Source organism: Mycobacterium sp. NGS67, from assembly GCF_059812185.1.
This window is the reverse complement of the sequence record NZ_JCALCF010000020.1, coordinates 1-20,455: the sequence shown is the minus strand read 5'-3', so window position 1 is coordinate 20,455 and position 20,455 is coordinate 1. Positions and strand designations below refer to the sequence as shown.

17 protein-coding genes are annotated in these 20,455 nt (G+C 64.5%); 5 read left to right on the top strand and 12 right to left on the bottom strand.

What is annotated here, in order from left to right; all coding sequences use genetic code 11:
* Nucleotides 1-51: 51 nt before the first annotated feature.
* The 3 genes from AC5Y4D_RS18425 to AC5Y4D_RS18415 are packed head-to-tail and all read left to right on the top strand — an operon-like array spanning nt 52 to nt 2,063.
* Complete coding sequence (locus AC5Y4D_RS18425) at nt 52-366, top strand: putative quinol monooxygenase (protein ID WP_500037837.1); 315 nt, start codon at nt 52-54, stop codon at nt 364-366.
* A complete protein-coding gene (locus AC5Y4D_RS18420; protein ID WP_499942311.1) occupies nt 366-1,187 on the top strand; it encodes a mycofactocin-coupled SDR family oxidoreductase in 822 nt (273 codons plus the stop codon). Before AC5Y4D_RS18425 ends, AC5Y4D_RS18420 begins: the two co-directional genes overlap by 1 nt.
* 3 nt (nt 1,188-1,190) lie before the next feature.
* Nucleotides 1,191-2,063 carry an SAM-dependent methyltransferase gene (locus AC5Y4D_RS18415; RefSeq protein WP_500037836.1) on the top strand — a complete coding sequence of 291 codons (873 nt, stop codon included), beginning with the start codon at nt 1,191-1,193 and terminating at the stop codon, nt 2,061-2,063.
* On the opposite strand, the gene AC5Y4D_RS18410 is transcribed toward AC5Y4D_RS18415, so the two are convergent.
* The 8 genes from AC5Y4D_RS18410 to AC5Y4D_RS18375 form a co-directional block, all read right to left on the bottom strand.
* Nucleotides 2,060-3,736, bottom strand: coding sequence for a ribonuclease J (locus tag AC5Y4D_RS18410; RefSeq protein WP_500037835.1), 1,677 nt, complete (start codon nt 3,734-3,736; stop codon nt 2,060-2,062). The genes AC5Y4D_RS18415 and AC5Y4D_RS18410 overlap by 4 nt on opposite strands.
* Before the next feature lie 7 nt (nt 3,737-3,743).
* Nucleotides 3,744-4,646 (bottom strand): 4-hydroxy-tetrahydrodipicolinate synthase, encoded by a 903-nt coding sequence (gene dapA, locus AC5Y4D_RS18405; RefSeq protein ID WP_499942305.1) that lies wholly within the window; start codon nt 4,644-4,646, stop codon nt 3,744-3,746.
* Between the two features lie 40 nt (nt 4,647-4,686).
* Nucleotides 4,687-5,460 (bottom strand): FAD-dependent thymidylate synthase, encoded by a 774-nt coding sequence (thyX, locus tag AC5Y4D_RS18400; protein WP_500037833.1) that lies wholly within the window; start codon nt 5,458-5,460, stop codon nt 4,687-4,689.
* A gap of 49 nt (nt 5,461-5,509) precedes the next feature.
* A complete protein-coding gene (locus AC5Y4D_RS18395; RefSeq protein ID WP_500037832.1) occupies nt 5,510-8,689 on the bottom strand; it encodes a type I restriction endonuclease subunit R in 3,180 nt (1,059 codons plus the stop codon).
* Nucleotides 8,686-9,780, bottom strand: a complete 1,095-nt coding sequence (locus AC5Y4D_RS18390) for a PDDEXK nuclease domain-containing protein (RefSeq protein WP_500037831.1) — start codon at nt 9,778-9,780, stop codon at nt 8,686-8,688. The genes AC5Y4D_RS18395 and AC5Y4D_RS18390 overlap by 4 nt, the downstream gene beginning before the upstream one ends.
* Nucleotides 9,780-10,880 carry a restriction endonuclease subunit S gene (locus AC5Y4D_RS18385; RefSeq protein ID WP_500037830.1) on the bottom strand — a complete coding sequence of 367 codons (1,101 nt, stop codon included), beginning with the start codon at nt 10,878-10,880 and terminating at the stop codon, nt 9,780-9,782. The genes AC5Y4D_RS18390 and AC5Y4D_RS18385 overlap by 1 nt, the downstream gene beginning before the upstream one ends.
* Nucleotides 10,881-10,998: 118 nt before the next feature.
* Entirely contained in the window at nt 10,999-12,624 is a 1,626-nt protein-coding gene (locus tag AC5Y4D_RS18380) for a class I SAM-dependent DNA methyltransferase (RefSeq protein WP_500037829.1), read from the bottom strand.
* 14 nt (nt 12,625-12,638) lie between these two features.
* A complete protein-coding gene (locus tag AC5Y4D_RS18375; protein WP_500037828.1) occupies nt 12,639-14,510 on the bottom strand; it encodes a hypothetical protein in 1,872 nt (623 codons plus the stop codon).
* Nucleotides 14,511-14,678: 168 nt separating this feature from the next.
* On the opposite strand from AC5Y4D_RS18375, the gene AC5Y4D_RS18370 reads away from it, so the two are divergent.
* Nucleotides 14,679-16,109 carry a Fis family transcriptional regulator gene (locus tag AC5Y4D_RS18370; RefSeq protein ID WP_500037827.1) on the top strand — a complete coding sequence of 477 codons (1,431 nt, stop codon included), beginning with the start codon at nt 14,679-14,681 and terminating at the stop codon, nt 16,107-16,109.
* 18 nt (nt 16,110-16,127) lie between these two features.
* On the opposite strand, the gene AC5Y4D_RS18365 is transcribed toward AC5Y4D_RS18370, so the two are convergent.
* The 4 genes from AC5Y4D_RS18365 to AC5Y4D_RS18350 are packed head-to-tail and all read right to left on the bottom strand — an operon-like array spanning nt 16,128 to nt 19,462.
* A complete protein-coding gene (locus tag AC5Y4D_RS18365) occupies nt 16,128-17,366 on the bottom strand; it encodes a winged helix-turn-helix domain-containing protein (RefSeq protein WP_500037914.1) in 1,239 nt (412 codons plus the stop codon).
* Nucleotides 17,367-17,389: 23 nt separating this feature from the next.
* Complete coding sequence (locus tag AC5Y4D_RS18360; protein WP_500037826.1) at nt 17,390-18,124, bottom strand: cell division protein DivIVA; 735 nt, start codon at nt 18,122-18,124, stop codon at nt 17,390-17,392.
* Nucleotides 18,125-18,179: 55 nt separating this feature from the next.
* Complete coding sequence (locus AC5Y4D_RS18355) at nt 18,180-18,665, bottom strand: dihydrofolate reductase (protein WP_499942298.1); 486 nt, start codon at nt 18,663-18,665, stop codon at nt 18,180-18,182.
* On the bottom strand, nt 18,662-19,462 hold the full coding sequence (locus AC5Y4D_RS18350; RefSeq protein ID WP_500037825.1) for a thymidylate synthase: 801 nt from the start codon (nt 19,460-19,462) through the stop codon (nt 18,662-18,664). Before AC5Y4D_RS18350 ends, AC5Y4D_RS18355 begins: the two co-directional genes overlap by 4 nt.
* Nucleotides 19,463-19,615: 153 nt before the next feature.
* Between AC5Y4D_RS18350 and AC5Y4D_RS18345 the strand changes: the two genes are divergently transcribed.
* A complete protein-coding gene (locus tag AC5Y4D_RS18345; protein ID WP_500037824.1) occupies nt 19,616-20,356 on the top strand; it encodes a dienelactone hydrolase family protein in 741 nt (246 codons plus the stop codon).
* The last annotated feature ends 99 nt before the right edge of the window (nt 20,357-20,455 follow it).

Below are 20,455 nucleotides of genomic sequence, written 5' to 3'. Positions count from 1 at the left end.
GTTTGGCCACGTCATACCCGCTGCCCCGCCAGAGTCGTCAGGAGTCCCAGCATGCCCGTCGTCGTGGTCGCCACCCTCACCGTCAAACCGGAGTCGGTCGACACTGTCCGCGAGATCCTCACCACCGCGGTGCAAGAGGTGCACGACGAGCCCGGCTGCCAGTTGTATTCGCTGCACCAGACCGGCGAGACCTTCGTGTTCGTCGAGCAGTGGGCCGACGAGGAGGCGCTGAAGACGCACAGCACGTCGCCGGCGATCGGAAAGATGTTCACCGCGGCCGGCGAGCACCTGGCCGGCGCCCCGGACATCAAGATGTTGCAGCCGATTCCGGCCGGCGACAGCGAAAAAGGGCAGCTGCGCGCCTGATGGCCGAGGGTCCGCTCGCCGGCAAGGTCGCGTTCATCACGGGTGCCGCGCGCGGCCAGGGACGGGCGTACGCGGTCCGGCTGGCCCGGGACGGCGCCGACGTGATCGCCGTCGACCTGTGCGGCCAGATCGACAGCGTGCCCTACCCGTTGGGCACCGCCGAAGACCTGGCCCGCACCGTTCAGTTGGTCGAGGGCACCGGGGCGCGGATCGTGGCCAGGCAGGCCGACGTGCGGGACCGCGCGGGATTGGCGGCCGCCCTGCAGGCCGGGCTCGACGAATTGGGCCGGCTCGACATCGTGGTGGTCAACGCCGGCATCGCGCCGATGCAGTCCGCGGACGGCTGGCGCGACGTCATCGACGTCAACCTCACCGGCGCCTACCACACCGTCGACGTGTCGATACCGGCTCTGGTCGAGCACGGTGACGGCGGGTCGATCGTGCTGATCAGCTCGGCCGCCGGACTCGCGGGTGTGGGCAGTGGTGACGCCGGCTCCCTGGGCTACGCGGCCGCCAAGCACGGCCTGGTCGGCCTGATGCGTCTGTACGCCAATCTGCTTGCCAAACACAGCATCCGCGTGAACTCGGTGCACCCGTCCGGGGTCAACACCCCGATGATCAACAACGAATTCACCCTCAAGTGGCTGGCCGACCTGGTTGCCGAGTCGGGTTCGGCGCCGGGCATGAGCAACGCGTTGCCGGTGCAGATCCTGCAGGCCGACGACATCGCCAACGCGGTGGCCTGGTTGGTGTCCGACCAGGCTCGCTACATCACCGGTGTGACGCTGCCGGTCGACGCCGGCTCGGTCAACAAGCGCTGACCAATGGCTCCGAATCCCGCGGCGCGCACGGCTTTCGGGCCGATGGTGCTGGCAGCGATAGAACAGAACGAGTCCGGCGACCGCAGACTGGTGGACGACGACCTGGCCGGGTTGTTCCTTCCCGCTCCGTTGCGCTGGCTCGTCGCCGCCACCCGGCTCGCACCGTTCCGGCGCGCACTGATCGGTGTATCGGAGTTCACCGGTCGCGGGTTGTGGGCCAATTTGACGTGCCGCAAACAATTCATCGCCGACAAGCTTGCCGGGGCACTCGACGACGTCGACGCGGTCGTGATCCTGGGCGCGGGACTGGACACCCGGGCCTACCGGTTGACCCGGCGGGTCCGGAAGCCGGTGTTCGAGGTGGACCTGCCGGCCAACATCGCCTGCAAGGCCAAGACGGTGCGACGGGTACTGGGCGAGCTGCCGCTGTCAGTTCGGTTGGTCGCAATGGATTTCGAGCGTGACGATCTGCTGACCGCGTTGGCCGAACACGGCTACCGCCCCGACTACCGGGTGTTCCTGATCTGGGAGGGCGTGACCCAGTACCTCACCGAGGACGCCGTCCGCACCACCCTGGCGGGACTGCGCGCGACGGCGCCGGGCAGTCGCCTGGCCTTCACCTACGTTCGCCGCGACTTCATCGACGGCACGAACCGGTATGGCTCCCGCGCGCTGTACCGTTCGGTGCGCCAACGACATCGGTTGTGGCACTGGGGCATTGCGCCCGACGAGATCGCCGCGTTCCTGCACGAGTACGGCTGGCGACTGGTGGAGCAGATCGGTCCCGACGAGATCGTCGAACGCTACCTCGCGCCTACCGGACGCAGGCTCACGGCCTCGCAGATCGAGTGGTCGGGGTACGCGGAGAAGGTTTAGACCTCGATGACGGTCGGCACGATCATCGGCTGTCGGCGGTAGGTCTCGCCGACCCATTTGCCGACGGTGCGACGCACGCCCTGGGCGATCCGGATCGGGTCGACGACGTTGTCGGCCGCCAACACTTCCAGCTCGGCCTCCACCTTGCGCACGGCAGGTTCCAGCGCCTTGGGGTCCTCGGAGAATCCGCGCGAATGCAGGTGCGGCGGCGCCGCCGGTTTGCCGGTGCCGCGCTGGATCACCACGGTCACCGCGACGAAACCGGACGCCAGGATGAGCCGCTCCCCCAACGTGATATCGCCGACGTCGCCGGTGATCAGACCGTCGACGAACATCTTGCCGACCGGCACCGCGCCGGCGATCGACGCCTTGCCGGCCACCAGGTCCACGCTGACACCGTTCTCCGCCAACAGGATTGAGTCCTCGGGCACCCCGGTGCTGGCGGCCAGTTTGGCGTTGGCCCGCAGGTGCCGCCACGTTCCGTGCACCGGCATGACGTGGCGCGGACGTACCCCGTTGTAGAGGAACAGCAACTCACCGGCATAGGCGTGACCCGAAACATGCACGCGCGCTTGGGCGTTGGTGACCACCCGGGCGCCGATCTTGGCCAGTGCGTCGATCACGCCGTAGACGGCCTCCTCGTTGCCGGGGATGAGTGACGAGGACAGCACGATCAGGTCGCCGGCGGTCAGGGTGATGCTGCGGTGCTCACCTCGCGACATCCGAGACAGCGCCGCCATCGGTTCGCCCTGGGTGCCGGTGGTGACCAGCACCACCTGGTCGGGCGGCAGCATTTCAGCCGCGGCGATGTCGATCAGGTCCGAGTCGGCGACTCGCAGGAAACCCAGTTCGCGGGCGATCGCCATGTTGCGCACCATGGACCGGCCGACGAACGACACCCGACGTCCCAAAGCGACTGCGGCGTCGATGATCTGCTGCACCCGGTCGACGTTGGAGGCGAAACAGGCGACGATGACCCGCCCGTCGGCGCCCCGGATCAGGCGGTGCAGGGTCGGACCGATCTCGCTTTCCGAAGGCCCGACACCGGGGTGTTCGGCGTTGGTCGAGTCACACAGGAACAGATCGACTCCGGCGTCGCCGAGCCGCGACATGCCGGGCAGGTCGGTGGGGCGTCCGTCGAGTGGCAGCTGGTCGAGCTTGATGTCACCGGTGTGCAGGACGGTGCCCGCTCCGGTGTAGACAGCGATGGCCAGCGCGTCCGGGATGGAGTGGTTGACGGCGAAGTATTCGCATTCGAATACGCCATGCCGAGTGCTTTGCCCCTCTTTGACCTCGACGAACACCGGCTTGATGCGGTGTTCGCGGCACTTGGCGGACACCAGAGCCAGGGTGAACTTGGAACCGACGACCGGGATGTCGGGGCGCAGCCTGAGCAGGAACGGGATCGCGCCGATGTGGTCTTCGTGGGCGTGGGTCAGCACCAGCGCTTCGATGTCGTCGAGCCGGTCTTCGATGTGACGCAGGTCGGGCAGGATCAGGTCGACACTGGGCTCGTCGTGGGTGGGGAACATCACCCCGCAGTCAATGATCAGGAGCCGGCCCAGGTGCTCGAAAACCGTCATATTGCGGCCGATTTCGCTGATGCCGCCGAGCGCGGTGACCCGCAGTCCGCCCGCGGCGAGGGGACCGGGCGGGGTGAGTTCCTCGTTCACGCTTGACTCACCTGAGCACGGACGCCGCACGCATGTCGGCAGCCAGTGCCTCGAGTTGCTCCGGTGTCGCCGCAACTTGCGGCAGCCGCGGCTCGCCGGCGTCGATGCCCTGCAAGCGCAAGCCGGCCTTGGACAACGTCACCCCACCCAGGCGGGCCATCGCGTTGCACAGCGAGCCGACCGAGACGTTGATCTTCCGCGCGGTGGCGATGTCTCCAGAATTGAACGCCGACAACAGTTCTCGCAGCTGACCGGCCGCCAAGTGGGAGATGACGCTGATGAATCCGGTGGCGCCCATGGCCAGCCACGGCAGGTTGAGGGCGTCGTCGCCGGAGTAGTAGGCCAGCCCGGTCTCGGCGATGATCTGTCCCCCGCTGTGCAGGTCGGCCTTGGCGTCCTTGACCCCCACGATGTTGGGGTGCGACGCCAGCGCCCGCAGGGTGTCGGGGTCGATCGGCACGATCGAGCGGGGCGGAATGTCGTAGAGCACGATCGGCAGGTCGGTGGCATCGGCGACGGCAGTGAAGTGCGCCTGCAACCCGCGCTGAGGGGGCCTGGAGTAGTACGGGGTGACGACCAGCAGTCCGTGCGCGCCCTCGGCCGCAGCAGCCTGGGCGAGCTTGATGCTGTGCGCGGTGTCGTAGGTGCCGGCCCCGGCGATGATCCGCGCCCGGTCGCCGACCGCCTCCAGGACGACCCTCAGTAGCTCGCGCTTCTCGTCGTCGGTGGTGGTCGGAGACTCTCCGGTGGTTCCCGAGACGACCAAACCATCGCAGCCCTGATCTACCAGGTGATTGGCCACCCGGGCGGCGGCCCTGGCGTCCAGGGCGCCGTCGGCGTCGAACGGTGTCACCATCGCGGTCAACAAGGTCCCCAGACGTGCCGGGGCGTCAAATCCGACGGTGCTCACGGTTCCTTAGATTACCTGGCTGCGGCAAGGGCTTTGGCAGTTAGGCTTCGGTCGCTAACGGGCTGGTCGCGACCTCGCTGCCGTCGGCCAAAGTCGACACCTCGAAGTCGGCGAACACCGCCGGGGCGACATCGGTGAGCTGACGTAGGCACGCGATGGCCAGTCGCCGGATCTCGACGTCGGCGTGCTCGCTGGCCCGCATGGCGATGAAGTGCCGCCAGGCCCGGTAGTTGCCGGTCACCACGATCCGGGTCTCGGTGGCGTTCGGGAGGACGGCCCGGGCGGCCTGGCGGGCCTGTTTGCGCCGCAAGACCCCCATTTTCTCGTTGGGCTGGTCGGTTGCGAACTTGGCTTCCAACTTGGCCAGCAGCTCTGTATAGGTGGCGCGGCTGGCGTCGGCAGCGGCGAGCAGTATCTCGGCCAGCTCGGGATCGTCCTCCATGCCCGGCGGGATCACGACCTGCGACTCGGTCTCCGGCACGTAACGCTGGGACAGCTGCGAGTAGGAGAAGTGCCGGTGCCGGATCAATTCGTGGGTGCAGGACCGTGAGATTCCGGTGATGTAGAACGAGACGCTCGCGTGCTCGAGCACCGAAAAATGACCGACGTCGATGATGTGCTTGATGTAGCCGGTGTTGGTCGCGGTCCGGGGATTGGGTTTGGACCAGCTCTGATAGCAGGCCCGGCCGGCGAACTCGACCAGGGCGGACCCGCCTTGAACATCAGGGCCGTCGGTCGTCCAGGGCACGTCCGGCGGCGCCAGGAACTCGGTCCTTGCGATCAGTTGCACGCGCAGCGGCGCCGTCTCGGCCACGGCGCTCACCTTAACTGGGCGAAGTCGAAGAGCTCGTAATGGTTGCGCATCACACGCGGTGATTGTCTGCGGCCTGTTGGGCGTAATGCGGTGCCAACGATTCCATCTGCTCAATGACAATTTTGATCGCCGCGGGTTGCTTGTCCGGCGGGTACTTGTATTTGACCAGCAGCCGCTTGATCGACGATCGCAGTTTAGCTCGCACGTCATCCCGCACAGTCCAGTCGGTTTTTGTGTCACGCTGCATCACCGTCACCAGTTCTCGGGCAATCTGCGCCAGGACCTCCTCCCCCTGGATTTCAACGGCGGATTCATTGTCCGCAACGGCGTCGTAGAACGCGAGTTCGTCATGGGACAGCGGAGGAGTGAAACGCTTGCCCCGGTCCCCTTCGGCCGCAACTTCATTAGCCATCGCGATGAGTTCGGCGATGACCTCTGCGGAGGTGAGCTGCTGGTTGGTGTATTTGCGCATCAACTCCGAGACCCGGTCGGAGAAGTCACGCTGCCGGACCAGATTGTTCTTGGTCGCGGCGCCCATCTCCTTGGTGAGCAGAGCCCGCAACGCTTCAATGGCAAGGTGCGGGCTCTCCGAATTCTTGGCTTTGACCTCGAATTCAGGCGTCAGGTCGGAAAGCGACGGCTTGTCCAGTCCCGCAGCCCTATAGAGGTCGATGATCTCGCCGCCGGCGGTCGATGCATCGACCAGCGCCGAGAGCAGTCGTTTGATTTCCTCCGGGATCGGCTTGCCTTCGGCCTGCCGCTGCTGGGCGTCGAACTTGCCCATCACCACCCGGACTTGTTCATAAAACTTCACGGTCTGCCGCAACTCACTCAGAGTCTCGTTGCCGGCGCACAGCGACCATGCCCGCGCCAGGTGGTTTGACAGTCCCCGGAACTGATCGCCGAGCGTCGGCTGATCCTGATCGCCGGTGGCGCTCGGCGCGCGTAGGTAGGCGGCTAGGCCGATGGCCGCCTTCAACCAGCCCAACAGTCCCACTTTGGACCGCCAGTCATAACCAACACACAGGTCGTCCAGCCTCGCAATGAGTTTGCGGGTCTCGACAACTGCGGCTTCGATGTCCTTGCCGAGTGGCTTTTCGGCGCGGTCGGTGTCGGTGTATTCGGCCAAGGCCGCCGCGAGGTTGTCGACCAGTGGCGCATAGGCGACCAGCAATCCCGACGGCTTGCCGCGATACGTCCGATTAACCCGGGCAAGCGTCTGCATTAGGAGCGCGCCTTTGAGGGGCCGGTCCAGATACAGGGTGTGCAATGGCGGCGCGTCGAACCCGGTCAGCATCATGTCTTTGACGATGACGATCTGCAGTTCGTCGTCAGGGTCGCGTAGCCGCTTCTGAATGGTCTTGTTTTGGGCTTCTCTGCGGACGTGTTTCGCGATCAGCTCCGAATCGTGCGCAGAACCCGAGTAGACGACTTTGATGACGCCCTTGTCGACGGACTCGTGATGCCAGTCCGGGCGGAGCTTGATGATCTGCTCGTAGAGTCGTGCGCAGATCTCCCGTGTCGCACCAACGATGAACGCCTTGCCTGTGCAATCGATGAACGGCTGAATCGCTTCGGAGCGCGCCTTCCAGTGCGTGATGATGTCTTCTGCCAGCTTCGCCAGGCGCTCCGGTGCCCCGTAGATTGCGTTGATGACGGCGACTGACTTTTCGATCTGTGCACGTTCGACGTCGTCGAGTCCGAGAGTCGCCTCCTTGGCGGCCGCGTCCAAGGTGCCCTCGTTGAAGCCGTCGGCCCAACCAACTTTGGCCAAACGCGGCTCGAAATACACCGGCACCGTTGCGTTGTCGGATACCGCACGAGTCAGGTCGTAGGTGTCGATGGTCGGGCCGAAGACCTCGCGGGTATTGCGGTCGACTTCCGAAATCGGGGTGCCGGTGAATGCGATGAACACCGCGTTGGGCAGCGCGTCGCGAATGTGACGGGCATAGCCGTCGATGTTGTCGTAGTGACTGCGGTGCGCTTCATCGACGATGACGATGATGTTGCGTCTGTCAGTCAGCAGTGGGTGGTCAGCGCCGGCAGCACGTTCGGCCTTGGTGAGACCGAACTTTTGCAAGGTGGTGAAATAGATGCCGCCGGTGGTGCGGTTCGTCAGCTCTTCGCGCAGCTCCGATCGCTTGGTCACCTTGACCGGCGATTCGGCGAGAAGCGCTGAGCGATTGAATGTTTCATAGAGCTGGGAGTCGAGGTCGGTGCGGTCCGTGACAACGACGATGGTCGGGTTCTTCAGTTTGGGGTACTGGGCAACCAGGTGCGCGTAGAGCTCCATTTCCATCGACTTGCCCGAGCCCTGGGTATGCCAGACCACGCCGGCTTTGCCGTTGGTCTCGGCCGCTTGCACCGTCTGACCAGCCGCCTTGGTGACGGCGAAATACTGATGCGGCTTGGCAATTCGCTTGGTCAAGCCGTCGTCTTCGTCAAACGCAGTAAAGTTCCGGAGCAGCTGCAGGAAGCGTTCGGTGTTGAACAGGCCGTCGATCAGGGTCTCCAACTCGATCGGCACGTCCGCATCGGCGACAGACTTCCCAACCTCGATGACCTTGCCGTCGTCGTCAACGTTCCACGGCGCGAAATGCTCTAAGGGGGTGAAAGGTGTGCCGTAGCGGGCATTGATGCCGTCGCTGATTACGGTGAGCACAGCGAATCGGAACGCCATCGGGAACTCACGCAGGTAGGTTTGGAGCTGAACGTGAGCTGCGGCGATGTCAGCGTGTTGCGCACCGGCCTGTTTGAGCTCGAAGATTGCGATGGGCATCCCGTTGAGATACGCCACAACGTCGAAACGGCGGCTCTTCTCGGTGGCGCGGATCGTAACCTGTTGGACGGCAAGGAATTCATTCTCCTCGGGCCGGTGGCTGACGAGCCTTATCGTGGGGTTCTGCTCAATGCCGTCGGAGTCGATGTAGGTGATTCCGCGGTAGCCCTCGACGAGGTAGCGGTGCAGCCGGAAGTTCTCGGTGATGGCGTCCTGGGATCGGGGGGCAATGATCTCTGCCCGCGCCTGGTCCAGATATTTGCCGGGTACATCGAGGTTCAGTTCGCGCATCTTAGCCAGCATGCGATCCGGCAGCACGAGGTCCGACCAGGCTTCGCGGCCGCCTTCGGCGCCGGGGGCAATCTCGCTGCCGGACATTGCGATCCACTCATGGTCGGCCAGTTCGTCGAGCACCTTATGTTCCCAGGCGGCCTCGCTGAATTCGGTCATGGCCGTTCCTTATCTCTTCCGTCGTCTAGCTCGGCTTCGAGCTCTTCGACTGTGGGAAGGCTTGTTTCGAGTTCTGGAGGGAGACTCGCGGTGATCGCGGTTTTCCATTCCGCGACACCGATCGGCGCTATGTATCCGCGCAGCGCGTATTCAGCGACGATGTTGTTCTTCGTCTTGCACAGCACCAGGCCGATGGTCGGCTTGTCCTTAGGGTGACGCAGCAAGTCATCGACCGCCGACATGTACATCCCGAGTTGGCCTAGGTAGCTCGGGTCGAAGTCGCCGACCTTGAGCTCGATCACGACGAAGCACCGCAGCGTCAGGTGGTAGAACAGCAGATCGGCGTAGAAGTCGGCGTCGCCGATTTCCAAGTGGACCTGACGGCCCACGAACGCGAATCCCTGCCCGAGTTCCAGTAGGAACTTTTCGACGTGGTCGGTCAGCGCCTGCTCAAGATCGCGTTCGCGCCGAATGTCGGCAACGCCGACGAAGTCGAAGAGGTACGGGTCGCGGGTGGCCTGCTGGGCCAGATCGGAGTCGGCGCGCGGCAGTGTGTCGGCGAAGTTGGTGACGGCTCGGCCGGCTCGTTGGTGTAGCTGCGTGTCGATGTGGTGGACGAGGACGTCCCGGCTCCAGCCTTGGTTGATGGCAGCCTTCGCGTACCATAGCCGCAGGTCATAGCCATCAAGTTTCTCTAGTAGAGCGATCTGATGACGCCACGGCAATTGTGCAACGTTGCGTTGCACAATTGACCAGTCCGGCCATGCAGCAGCGAAGCCACGCATGTACTTGAGGTTGCGTGGCGAGAATCCTTTGGCGTCCGGGAAACGTTCTTTCAGGTCAGAGGCCAGCCGGTCGATGACGCGAGCACCCCACCCCTCGGCATCCTGCCGAGCCAGGATTTCCCTGCCGACCTGCCAATACGTCTCGACTAACTCCTGATTGGCCGCAGTGATCGCGCGCTGACGGCCCGCCTGAACCTGTCCGACCACGGCATCGAGCAACTCCGTATACCAGTCTGGGACTAGAGACCTGTCGGCGTGTATCGCAGTAAAGCGGACCTGACTATCGGGATCTTCGTCCTGAAGCATCACAACACCTCCGAAGCGGCAGCCTCGGCGTCCTTCACGTGGAGCTTGCCCGACATCAGAAGGGGAAGGAGTTCGTCGCGGACACGGGCGAGATGGCCAGACTCAACGACACAAGCTCGAACCCGACGCATCATCGGTTCGGAAAGTTCGGCAAAGGTCGCTATAGCACGCTGCTCTGGCCGGGGCACGATGAAGTTGCCGACGTCGACCGCGGGCAGCCGTTGCCGGCCAGACGTTCCGACCATGCGCTTAATCGCGTAGTCACGAAATTGCCGACTCTTGGCCAGGAAATACGGCAGCATACGCGGGATCCCGTCGCGCGGCCGCATCACGATGAACTCCGTCGATCCCAGACCGATCTCCCCTGGTTCAAGGAAATCGATGAATCCTGTCTTACCATTCTCCAGGCATGGCGTGATTCGAGCCAGCAAAGTGTCGCCGTTTCTGAAGCGGGCTCCGCCCTTACTCTCTCTGTATGACCATTTCGACACCGTCATCGCGGCATCAGGCAGGTTCTTCATTTCCAAGTAGACGTAAGTTTCGCGTTCCGCCGCCTCGCGCGGGTTGAGTTCTACGAGGTCACCCAACAGCATCGCCTCTGACCCAGCATTCGGCTCGTGATCGATCGCGAGCGCATCGAACATCGTGGCAAGAAAATCTCGAACACCATTTACAACTCGCTCGTTTGCGGCGATCTTGTCGTCGAGAGCACCGAGTACGTCGGCGATCGCAACCTGTTTAGCAAAGCATGGCACGGACAGCGGCACGGCACTTAGAATCCCCGTGTTGAGATTCAACATTGTCGCCCCAACAGCGTGACGCCTGATCCAGGCACGGATGTCGGGTAGACCCAACGCGTACGAGATATACCGAGAATCGTGCAGACCTTTGTCACCGAATCGAATGCGGAGACAACCCGTGCCACACAACCAACCGTCATTCTCCTCACGAACTAGCGCACGCCGTTCAACGTCGCCTCGTCGCGAATACACAATGTCACCGTCGCGGAGGACGTATCGTTGCAGCCGTGCAATATCGCGGTCCGACACCATCGCAATGCCAGTGGCGTCGATCCGGTTGTCGCCGATGTTCTGTGGCATCACGCTGGGTGTCCCGTTAGCCACATAGTCACTAGCGTGGAGCTGAGATCCGAATGGCCCAGTCTGGATATGACCACCTGTTTCCACACAGATCTGGCCTAGGGTTGTTTCCTGCCATTCACCCACCGATCCGCTCCAACTGCTTCCGAACTACCTTCTCCAACCTTGCCGACTCGTCAAACGCGGCAAGAAGTTCCGTCTTTAGCCGCACGATCTTCTCGTCGATTGGTTCACCGTCATCCGCCACCTCCGCCGCACCGACATACCGTCCAGGCGTCAGCGCATAGTCGGCTGCCTTGATCTCCGCCAAAGTCGACGACTTACAGAACCCAGGAATATTCTCGTAGGTAAGGCCTTTCGCAGCGGCGGAAGCAGACCCACGCCAAGAGTGGTAGGTGTCCCCGATCCGCACAATCTCGTCGTCACTCAGCGCTCGCTCGGCCCGATCCACCATGAAACCCAGCTCGCGGGCATCGATGAATAGCACCTGCCCGGAACGATCGATCGAGCCCTGCTTGCCCGCCGTCTTGTCCTTGGCAAAGAACCATAGGCAGACTGGGATTCCCGTACTGCGGAACAGCTGGGTTGGCAGCGCGACCATGCACGAAACGAGGTCCGCTTCCACGATCTGCGCACGAATGACGCCCTCTCCGTTGGAGTTCGACGACATCGAACCGTTCGCCATCACCACTCCGGCCTTGCCGCCGGGCTTCAACTTGAAGAGGATGTGCTGAATCCAGGCGTAGTTGGCGTTGTTGGCCGGCGGCACCCCGAACCGCCATCGTGGGTCTTCCTCGTTGCGTGCCCAGTCCTTGATGTTGAAGGGCGGATTGGCCATGACGTAGTCCATCTGCACGTCGGCATGCTGGTCACGCGCGAACGTGTCTCCCCACCGGCTGCTGAGTCCGCTGTGGTCGATGCCGTGGATGGCCAAGTTCATCTTGGCCATCCGCCAGGTTTCCTCGATGCTCTCCTGGCCATAGATGGCAATGTCTTTCGCATCGCCGTTGTGGTCGGCGATGAACTTCTCGGTTTGCACGAACATGCCGCCCGATCCGCAGCACGGGTCATACACTCGTCCCTTGGTGGGCTCCAGCACCTCGACGATCACCTTCACAACGCTCGGTGGGGTGAAGAACTCCCCGCCCCGCTTGCCTTCCGCGCGAGCGAAATTGCCGAGGAAGTACTCGTACACCTCCCCCATCAGGTCACGGGCCTTGTGTTCCCCCTGGCGGCTGAACCGTGCGCTGTTGAACAGGTCGATCAGCTCGCCCAGTCGGCGCTGGTCGATGTTGTCGCGGTTGTATAGCCGTGGCAGCGTGCCGTTCAACGTCGGGTTTGCCTTCATCACGGCGTCCATCGCCTCGTCGATGAGCTGGCCGATGTTCTTGCCGGGTTCGCCGTCGACGGCAGGCTTGCCTTTGGCGTTCTCCGCCAAGAAGTTCCATCGCCCGACCGGGGGAACCACGAACACGTTGTAGCCGTGGTACTCCTCGGGATCGTCAATCAGTTCTTCGATCTGATCGTCGTCCATGCCGTCTGCGGCGAGCTCCGCGCGAATTGACTCGCGTCGCTCGTCGAATGCGTCCGAAACGTATTTCAGGAACACCAGGCCAAGGATCACGTCTTTGTACTGGCTCGCTGACAACGACCCGCGCAGTTTGTCCGCAGCCTTCCAGAGCGTGTCCTTGAGCTCTTTCATAGTCGACGGTGCTTGCGGTTCCTGCTTCTTCCGGGGCGGCATCGTGTGCCTCCTTCCTATTTCCCAGCGCCCGGTAAACCGGGTGCACTGTGTTCCACGTCGAGAGTCAGGGCACCGGCGGCGACACCGTTGATCAGCGCCGTCTTGAGTTCGCGTGCAGCTTCAACCCGGCGGCTCGCTTGATGTTCGTATTCGTCGGCGTCGGCAAGCGCAGCCTCGAGACGCTCGGCTTCAGCACGCGGCAGCAACGGCACCGACCAGGTCTGCCATTCACTTCCGGGGCAAGCCGTTTCGTTGATGATGGTCGCGAGCACCAGCGGGCCGACCTCAGCCGTTTCGGCCAACCGGATGATCCGGGCGGGGCTGGCTACCAACGCACCACCCACTCGGTCCACCCACGCCCTCGGCCGCGGCTTCTCCAGGAAGATCACGTCACCCGGCTCAGTCCGCGTCGCACGGGGGTATTTCGCCTCGGCGTCAAGGGGATCGAGCGCAAGCTTCCCCACCACGTCCTCCGGCAGCACCCGCACCGTTCCGTCCGCTGACCCGTGACCGACCTCGATGCGCCGCCCTCGTTTGAGGACCAGCCGGTTGGCGGATTGGAGCTCATGCAGGGAACGGTGCGCCAGGTGAATCCGCCCGGGGGCCGGGGTGACCAACACATCCAGCGGCACCAGCGGCGTCATCGTCGTCAACGTTGCGCGGTGCACTCGCTCCACGTGTTCTGCTTCGTCGTGCCCGCGTAGCCGCACTGCCCGCACTCCCTTGGGCACAACTGCAGCCCCGGCCAACACGCTCGCCAGCTCGATGCGGCGGGCGTAACGGAACGCGCGGTCCTCCGTCTGTGCCAATGCGCCGGCGACATCGGCGGCAACATCGGTCAACTCGATCTGGTCGATGGCGCCGAGATCGGCAACCCATAGCTGGTGCGCCTGAGCGCCACCGCGGCAGACCCAAACGGCGAGGCTCTGTCGGTGCGCCTCCCGCCACAGTCCGCGCGGGAGCCGTACCGCGGCAACAAGATTGCGCACACGAAGTGCTTGCGCGCGGGTGTTCTGCAATGGCCCGGCGAGCTTGTCGGACAACGCAGCCGCGGAGCCGACGACAATCGCGACATTCCCCTTGGGCAACTCAAGTACAGCATCCTCAACAGCATCAAGAGCGTCCGCAATATCCAGACCAACCAGAGACATGGTCGAAACACATTTGGACACAACCGTTTCCCGGACGTGGATACCACGAATGACTGCGCGCCGCCGGAGTGCGCGATCAGCCGAAACCACATCGATCCCGCAGACCTCGGCCACATCGAGCGCCATCAACGAACCGTCGGCGCGCAACACCACCCGATCATCCTCAAGGTGAACAACAGCAGCTTCAACAATGCATCGCAATAGTTGCACCGCGTCGTCGGTGAGTCCGCGCAATTGTTCGCGACGCTTGAGACACCCGGTCTCGACGCGCTCTAGTGCGTCGGCCGGGCCGTGTGACGCTTCCACCAGATCATCGACGTAGGCGAGTACGCCTTCAGACACGCGCAGCTCACGAACCTCTGTGGCCAGCAGACTGTCCTTCGGATCGAACTCGACGGCCGAGCGCACCAACTCAGCGGCCGGCGTACCGGTTAGCTCCTGTCCAGTGAGCACGTGCCAGCACAGCAGCGTGACCACGTCCTCGAGTCCGGCATCGTCCGGCGCAGCAATCGCAGGCGCGTCGTAGAGGTGCTCGGAATTGTTGCCGCGGCCAGTCCGGGTCAGCCAATCCATCACATCGTCCAGGCGGAAGTGCGGAACGCCGTTGGTGGTCGCTACCGGTGCCGGAAACGGCATCGACACGCCGCGCACCATTGGACGCGTTCGCCACATGCTGACCACTGGCCGCTGTACTTTGGCGAGGTCAGCGATGTCTTGCAGCGTCAGCGTTGTCACAGGGCCTCCTTCCGGCTCCCCTCAAACTAGACGCCTGCTGGGCTTAGACCAATTGTGGATGCCGATAACCCCCCTTATCAGTAGATACTGTTGCAGGGATTTGTCGACTGGCAGATTCTTCGGACGATGCTTCCGCACCCCGCGGCGGCCCGATCTCCGGAGAAACCCATGCCCAACGACACACCCCAAGCTCACTTTGACGAAGCCCTTACCGCCCTCGAAATCGAACGAGTCACCGTGCGGGACAAGGACGTTGCGCGCGAGGCACAGCGCTGGACCAACGGTGAGCGCGGACCCGTAGTCGACGATCCCGACGCCCTGATTGCCGCGGACCTCTCGGCGTTCACCGTCGAGGCCATCAAGATCGGCGCGCACGCCTTGTCCGTCACCGGCCAGGCGCAGGAGTCGCGCGTGCTGGAGCAGATGCTCAAGGACGTTGGCGAGAAAGCGGCCGACTCAACCAGCAAGGCCGCCGCGGCCACCGAGCGCGTGGTCAAGTCGGCGTCCGAAGTCGTCGGGAAAGCTGCCGCGGACGCGAAGAAAGCGATTACCGAAGCCGACGCCGCCAGCCGCAAGGAGTTCACCGAATCGGTCGCGGCAGCGAAGCAGGACCTCAACGCGGAGGTCCGCCGCATCTTTGGCGGCGAAAGCCCGGAGCTCCTGGACCGCCTTCAGCCCGTCCTCGACAAGTTCGGCACCGACCTGGACGCCAAGGTCAAAGCCGGCACCAGCGAGCTACTGGCTAAGGCGGCCAAGCAGTTCGACCCAAGCGATCCGACGTCGCCGATGGCGAAACATGCCGCCGATCTCGGTGCGCGCCAGGAGCGGCTGACCGAGCAGATCGACAAGAACCACGCCGACGTCGTCAAGAAGGTCGAGGAACTCATGACCGCGTTGAAGGTTCAGGAAGCCCGCGCCAGTCTCGCCAAAGTCACTCCGATCAAGGGTGGCGCCTTCGAGAACCAAGTTAACGCCGTGTTGTCGGAGATTGCCGTGGGCCTCGGCGACGAGTTCACGGACACTCGCGCCCTCGTCGGCTCTGTGCCGCGATCGAAGAAGGGCGACGCGGTGCTGACTATCGATGGTGGTGCGGCGCGCGTGGTGATCGAAATGACAGACTCGGCCCGCGCGAGTTGGTCGGAGTACTTCGACGAGGCCGAGCGCAACCGCCTTGCCGGGGCGGCGCTCGGTCTGGTCCGAACCACCGAGCAGAACGGCGGACAGTCCATCCGGGTGCTCAGCGCACGCCGCATCGTGCTCGCGTTCGATCCCGGGTCAGATGACCCGGGCCTGGTACGCACAGTCGTCATGTTGTTGCGGACGGCCGCGGTCGCGGCGGCCACCCGCAGGGGCGCACACCAAATCGCCACGGCCGAGGAAAAAATCACCGAAGCCATCGCGCAGCTGGAAAAGCTCGACGAAGTGAAGAAGACTGCCAGCTCGATCCAGAAAAGCGCTATCAAGATCGAAACGGCTTGCGGTGGAATCAATTCGGGGATTCAGCGGATGCTCAGCGACGCACTCGCCGCCCTGACCGACGCGAAGCCCGAACTGGAAGGGCAGTCACCTGGCGGGGCAGCACCCGATGCGGTGGCGTAGTAGGACATCGAAACCATGTCAAGCGGCCCGACGCAGCTCTCCAGCGAGGTCACCCCGCGCGGCCACGCTCACCCCGCCCAATCCCAGCCAGGACGCCATCGACTGCAACTCAGCGGCGAGTGCCGCGGCAACCCTTGGCCGCTCGATGTCGGGCTCACCGAATGCGCCCACCACCCGCAGCGTGTCCGCCGCGCGGTCGGCTTTGAGGTCAACCCGCGCCACCAAGTTGCCGTCCAGCAGCAGCGGCCACACGTAGTAGCCGTATTGACGCTTGGCGGCCGGGGTGTAGATCTCGATGCGGTAGTGGAAGCCGAAGATCCGCTCGACCCGCGGCCGGAAAAAGATCAGCGGGTCGAACGGACACAGCAAGGCGGTGCCGCGGTCGCTGCGCGGCACGGTATTTGCCCGCAGGTAGCCAGGCGCAGTCCAGCCGTCGACTTCCACGCGTTCGATCTCACCGGTGCCCAACAGGTCGGCAATCGCCGGCTTGACCTGCCCGGCGGCCAGTCGGAAGTAGTCGCGGATGTCGGCTTCGGTGCCCACGCCCAGCGCGGTTGCCGCGCGCAGCGTGAGCTCGCGGATGGCGTGGTCGTCGTCGACCTGACGCGCCAGCACGTCGCGCGGCAGCACTCGTTCGACCAGGTCGTAGTGACGCGCGAAGCCGACCCGGGTGGCCGTGGTGAGCACCCCGGCGGCGAACAACCCCTCGGCTACCCACTTGGTGTCGCTGCGCCCCCACCAGGGGCCTCGCGGACCGCGCGGCTCCGCTTGTAGATGCGCCTCGATCTGCCCGGCGCTGCTGGGACCGAGTTCGGTGACGGCGGCCACGATGTCCTCGGCGAGTTGGGGGTTGGCTTTGACGATGTGACTGCCCCACCGGCCGTGCCGCCACTGACGCATTCGCCAGCGCAGCAGTGGCCAGTCGTCGACGGCCATCAGCGCCGCTTCGTGCGCCCAGTATTCGACGAGCAACCGCCCTTTGGCCGGTCCCCATGCGGCACGGTCCAGCACGTCGCGGTCATAGGGTCCGAGTCTGCTGAAGACGGGTGCATAGTGGGCTCGCACGGCAACCGACACCGAGTCCAGCTGCAGTACCTGGATCCGGGAAATCAGCCGTCGTAGGTGTGCGCGCGTGATGTTTCCGCGTGGCGGCGGCTCGCTGAATCCTTGCGCCGCAACGGCGATCCGCCGGGCCTGCGCAGCGGTCAACCTGGGGGTCCGGACCGGCACGGCGCCGAGACTACCGGTCGGCGACAGTCGGCCGCGAGATCGCCGCGGGCTTAACCGGTGCCGACTTTCTGGGCCGACGGCATCCGGCCGTTCGACTCGGAACCGGACTCCGCCGCATTCTTTGCGGCTTCGAGAGCGGCCGGAACAGGTTGCAGGTCGCGGTAGACGCCCATCAGTTGCTCGAGCACCTCGATCCGTTGCCGGGTCGCTTCGTCCACCGCCCGCCGCGCCTGCTCGCGGTAGTGATCGGCCTCCAGCTTGGCGTCGGCGAGCAGCTGCTCACGTTCCCGATTGCTGTCCCGCCAGGCCTCGTCGATCTCCGATCGCGCCTCGGCGCGCATGCCGGCCAGTTCGGCGTCGAGTCGCTGCTTGGTGTCGCCGTACTCGGCTTCCATCTCCTGTTGCCGGGCGACCATGCCCGCCACCAACTCCTCGTGCTTGCGCCGCTCAGCCTCGGCTTCCTCGCGGGCCGCCACGATCAGTGCCTCCGCCTCGGACTGCGCCTCGGCCCGCATCTGCGACACCTCGTCGACCGTGCGTCGCAGCATCTGGGCCATCCGCTGCTGCACAGCGTGTGGTGAGTCAGAAGTCTCGATGAGCAGCGCAACCTCTTTGCGCAGCGCGGCGACTTCGTCGCCGGATTGAGTCAACCGTGCCCGCAGGTTCTCGACGTCGGCGCGCAGCAGCTCCTGCCTGGTGGTCAACGCCTCGATATGGGCGTCGACCGCGTTCGTTTCGTAGCCCCAGAATTTGCGAGTAAACGCTTTTGCGGGTTCATTTACCACTGTTGAATTCCCCCTTCAATTGCTCAACGTGCACCGCGGGAGGGATGCGACCGGATTAAGCCCGAGCGTAGCTGTGAAACCGGTACCGCAGCCCCAGGCGGCTGACCTGCCACTCCCCCGTTGTACCCACCCACGCCTCGTCGAGCAGGGGGGCCAGCGCGTCTTCGTCGTCGCGCGGCAGTTCGATGTCCACTTCGGTGACTTCGCAGCGGTCGGCCAGCGGCAGCGCCAGCGCGTAGATCTCCGCTCCGCCGATTATCCAGGTGTCGTCCGCGGTCAGCGCCTGCTCCAAGGAGCCGACGACCTGCGCGCCGTCGGCGGTGAAGTCCGATCGGCGAGACAGCACCACGTTGCGACGACCTGGCAACGGACGCACGTGAGCCGGCAGCGAGTCCCATGTTCGCCGGCCCATCACCACCGTGTGTCCCAGGGTCAGCTGCCTGAACCGGGCCAGGTCCTCAGGCAGCTGCCACGGGATGTCGCCGCCGCGGCCGATGATGCCGGATGTCGACTGAGCCCACACCAGACTCGTGCGCGTCATACAGCCACGGGGGCTTTGATCGCGGGATGCGGGTCATAGTTCTCTACGAGGACGTCCTCGTAGCGGTAGTCGAAAATCGAATCCCTATGCTGCAGAGCCAATTTCGGATACGGACGGGGGTCGCGGGTGAGTTGCAGCTCGACCTGCTCGATGTGGTTGTCGTAGATGTGACAGTCGCCGCCGGTCCAGACGAACTCCCCGACCTGCAGACCGGCCTGCGCCGCCATCATGTGGGTGAGCAGCGCGTAGCTGGCGATATTGAACGGCACGCCGAGGAACAGGTCGGCGCTGCGCTGGTAGAGCTGGCAACTCAATCTGCCGTCGGCGACGTAGAACTGGAAGAACGCGTGGCAGGGCGGGAGCGCCATCTGCGGGATGTCGCTGACGTTCCAGGCCGAGACGATGATGCGACGCGAGTCCGGGTCGGTGCGCAGCAAGTTCAGCGCCGCACTGATCTGGTCGATGTGCGCCCCGTCCGGAGTCGGCCAGGAGCGCCACTGCACGCCGTAGATGGGACCGAGTTCTCCTGTGTCACTTGCCCATTCGTCCCAGATGGTGACGCCGTGCTCATGCAACCAGCCGATGTTGGATTCGCCGCGTAGGAACCACAGCAACTCGTACACCACCGACTTGAAATGCACTCTTTTGGTGGTGAGCAGCGGGAACCCGGCCGACAGGTCATACCTGAGCTGCTGGCCGAACAGGCTGCGTGTTCCGGTGCCGGTGCGGTCGGATTTCGGCGTCCCCGTTGCTAGCACCAGACGCAACAGATCCTCGTAGGGCGTCGCGATCGGCACGCCGTCAGCTTAGCGGCGATCGCAAGCGCGGCGAAGCCGGGCGCGGCGCGTCGACGCAAAAAAACCCGCGGCGATCGCAAGCGCGGCGAAGCCGGGCGCGGCGGGTCGACGCCCAAAAAATCCCGCGGCGATCGCAGGAGTAGAACGGAGACCATGCCTGAGATCACCGACACCGTCACCACCCCCGACGGCACCCCCAAAGTGAAATTCTTCACTCCCGACGGCACCGGTCCCTGGCCGGGTGTGGTGATGTTCCCCGACGCCGGCGGTGTTCGCACCACGTTCGACGAGATGGCCGCCAAGCTCGCCGGATTCGGTTATGCGGTGCTGCTTCCCGACGTGTACTACCGCGAGGGCGACTGGGCGCCTTTCGACATGGCAAGCGCGTTCGGTGATGCCAAGGAGCGGGCCCGGATCATGTTCATGATCGGCACCCTGACCCCTGACCGGATCACCCGGGACGCCGACGCCTACTTCGACTACCTGGCCGGCCGCCCCGAGGTCGCCGGTGACCGCTTCGGCGTGTGCGGCTACTGCATGGGCGGCCGCATCTCGGTGCTGCTGGCCGGCCGTCTCCCGGACCGGGTGGCCGCGGCTGCATCCTTCCACGGGGGCGGCCTGGTCACCGACAACGAGCACAGCCCGCATCTGCTGGCCGACCGGATGAACGCCGTCGTCTACGTGGGCGGCGCCAAGAACGACCCGTCGTTCACCGCCGACCAGGCCGAGCAGCTCGGCAAGGCGCTGACGGCCGCGGGCGTGCGGCACACCATCGAGTGGTATCGGGCCGGGCACGGGTTCGCAGTGCCGGACAACGCGCCCTATGACGAGGCCGCCGCCGATCGGCACTGGGCCGCGATGACGGAAACCTTCGCCTCGGCGCTGGGCGCCTGACCGGGCTCGCTCCCGGGCGAACAGCGCGGGCTCCTGACCGGGCGCTCCCGGGCGAGCAGACGCAAAATCACCCGGGAGCGGACGCTCCAAGGGGATTTT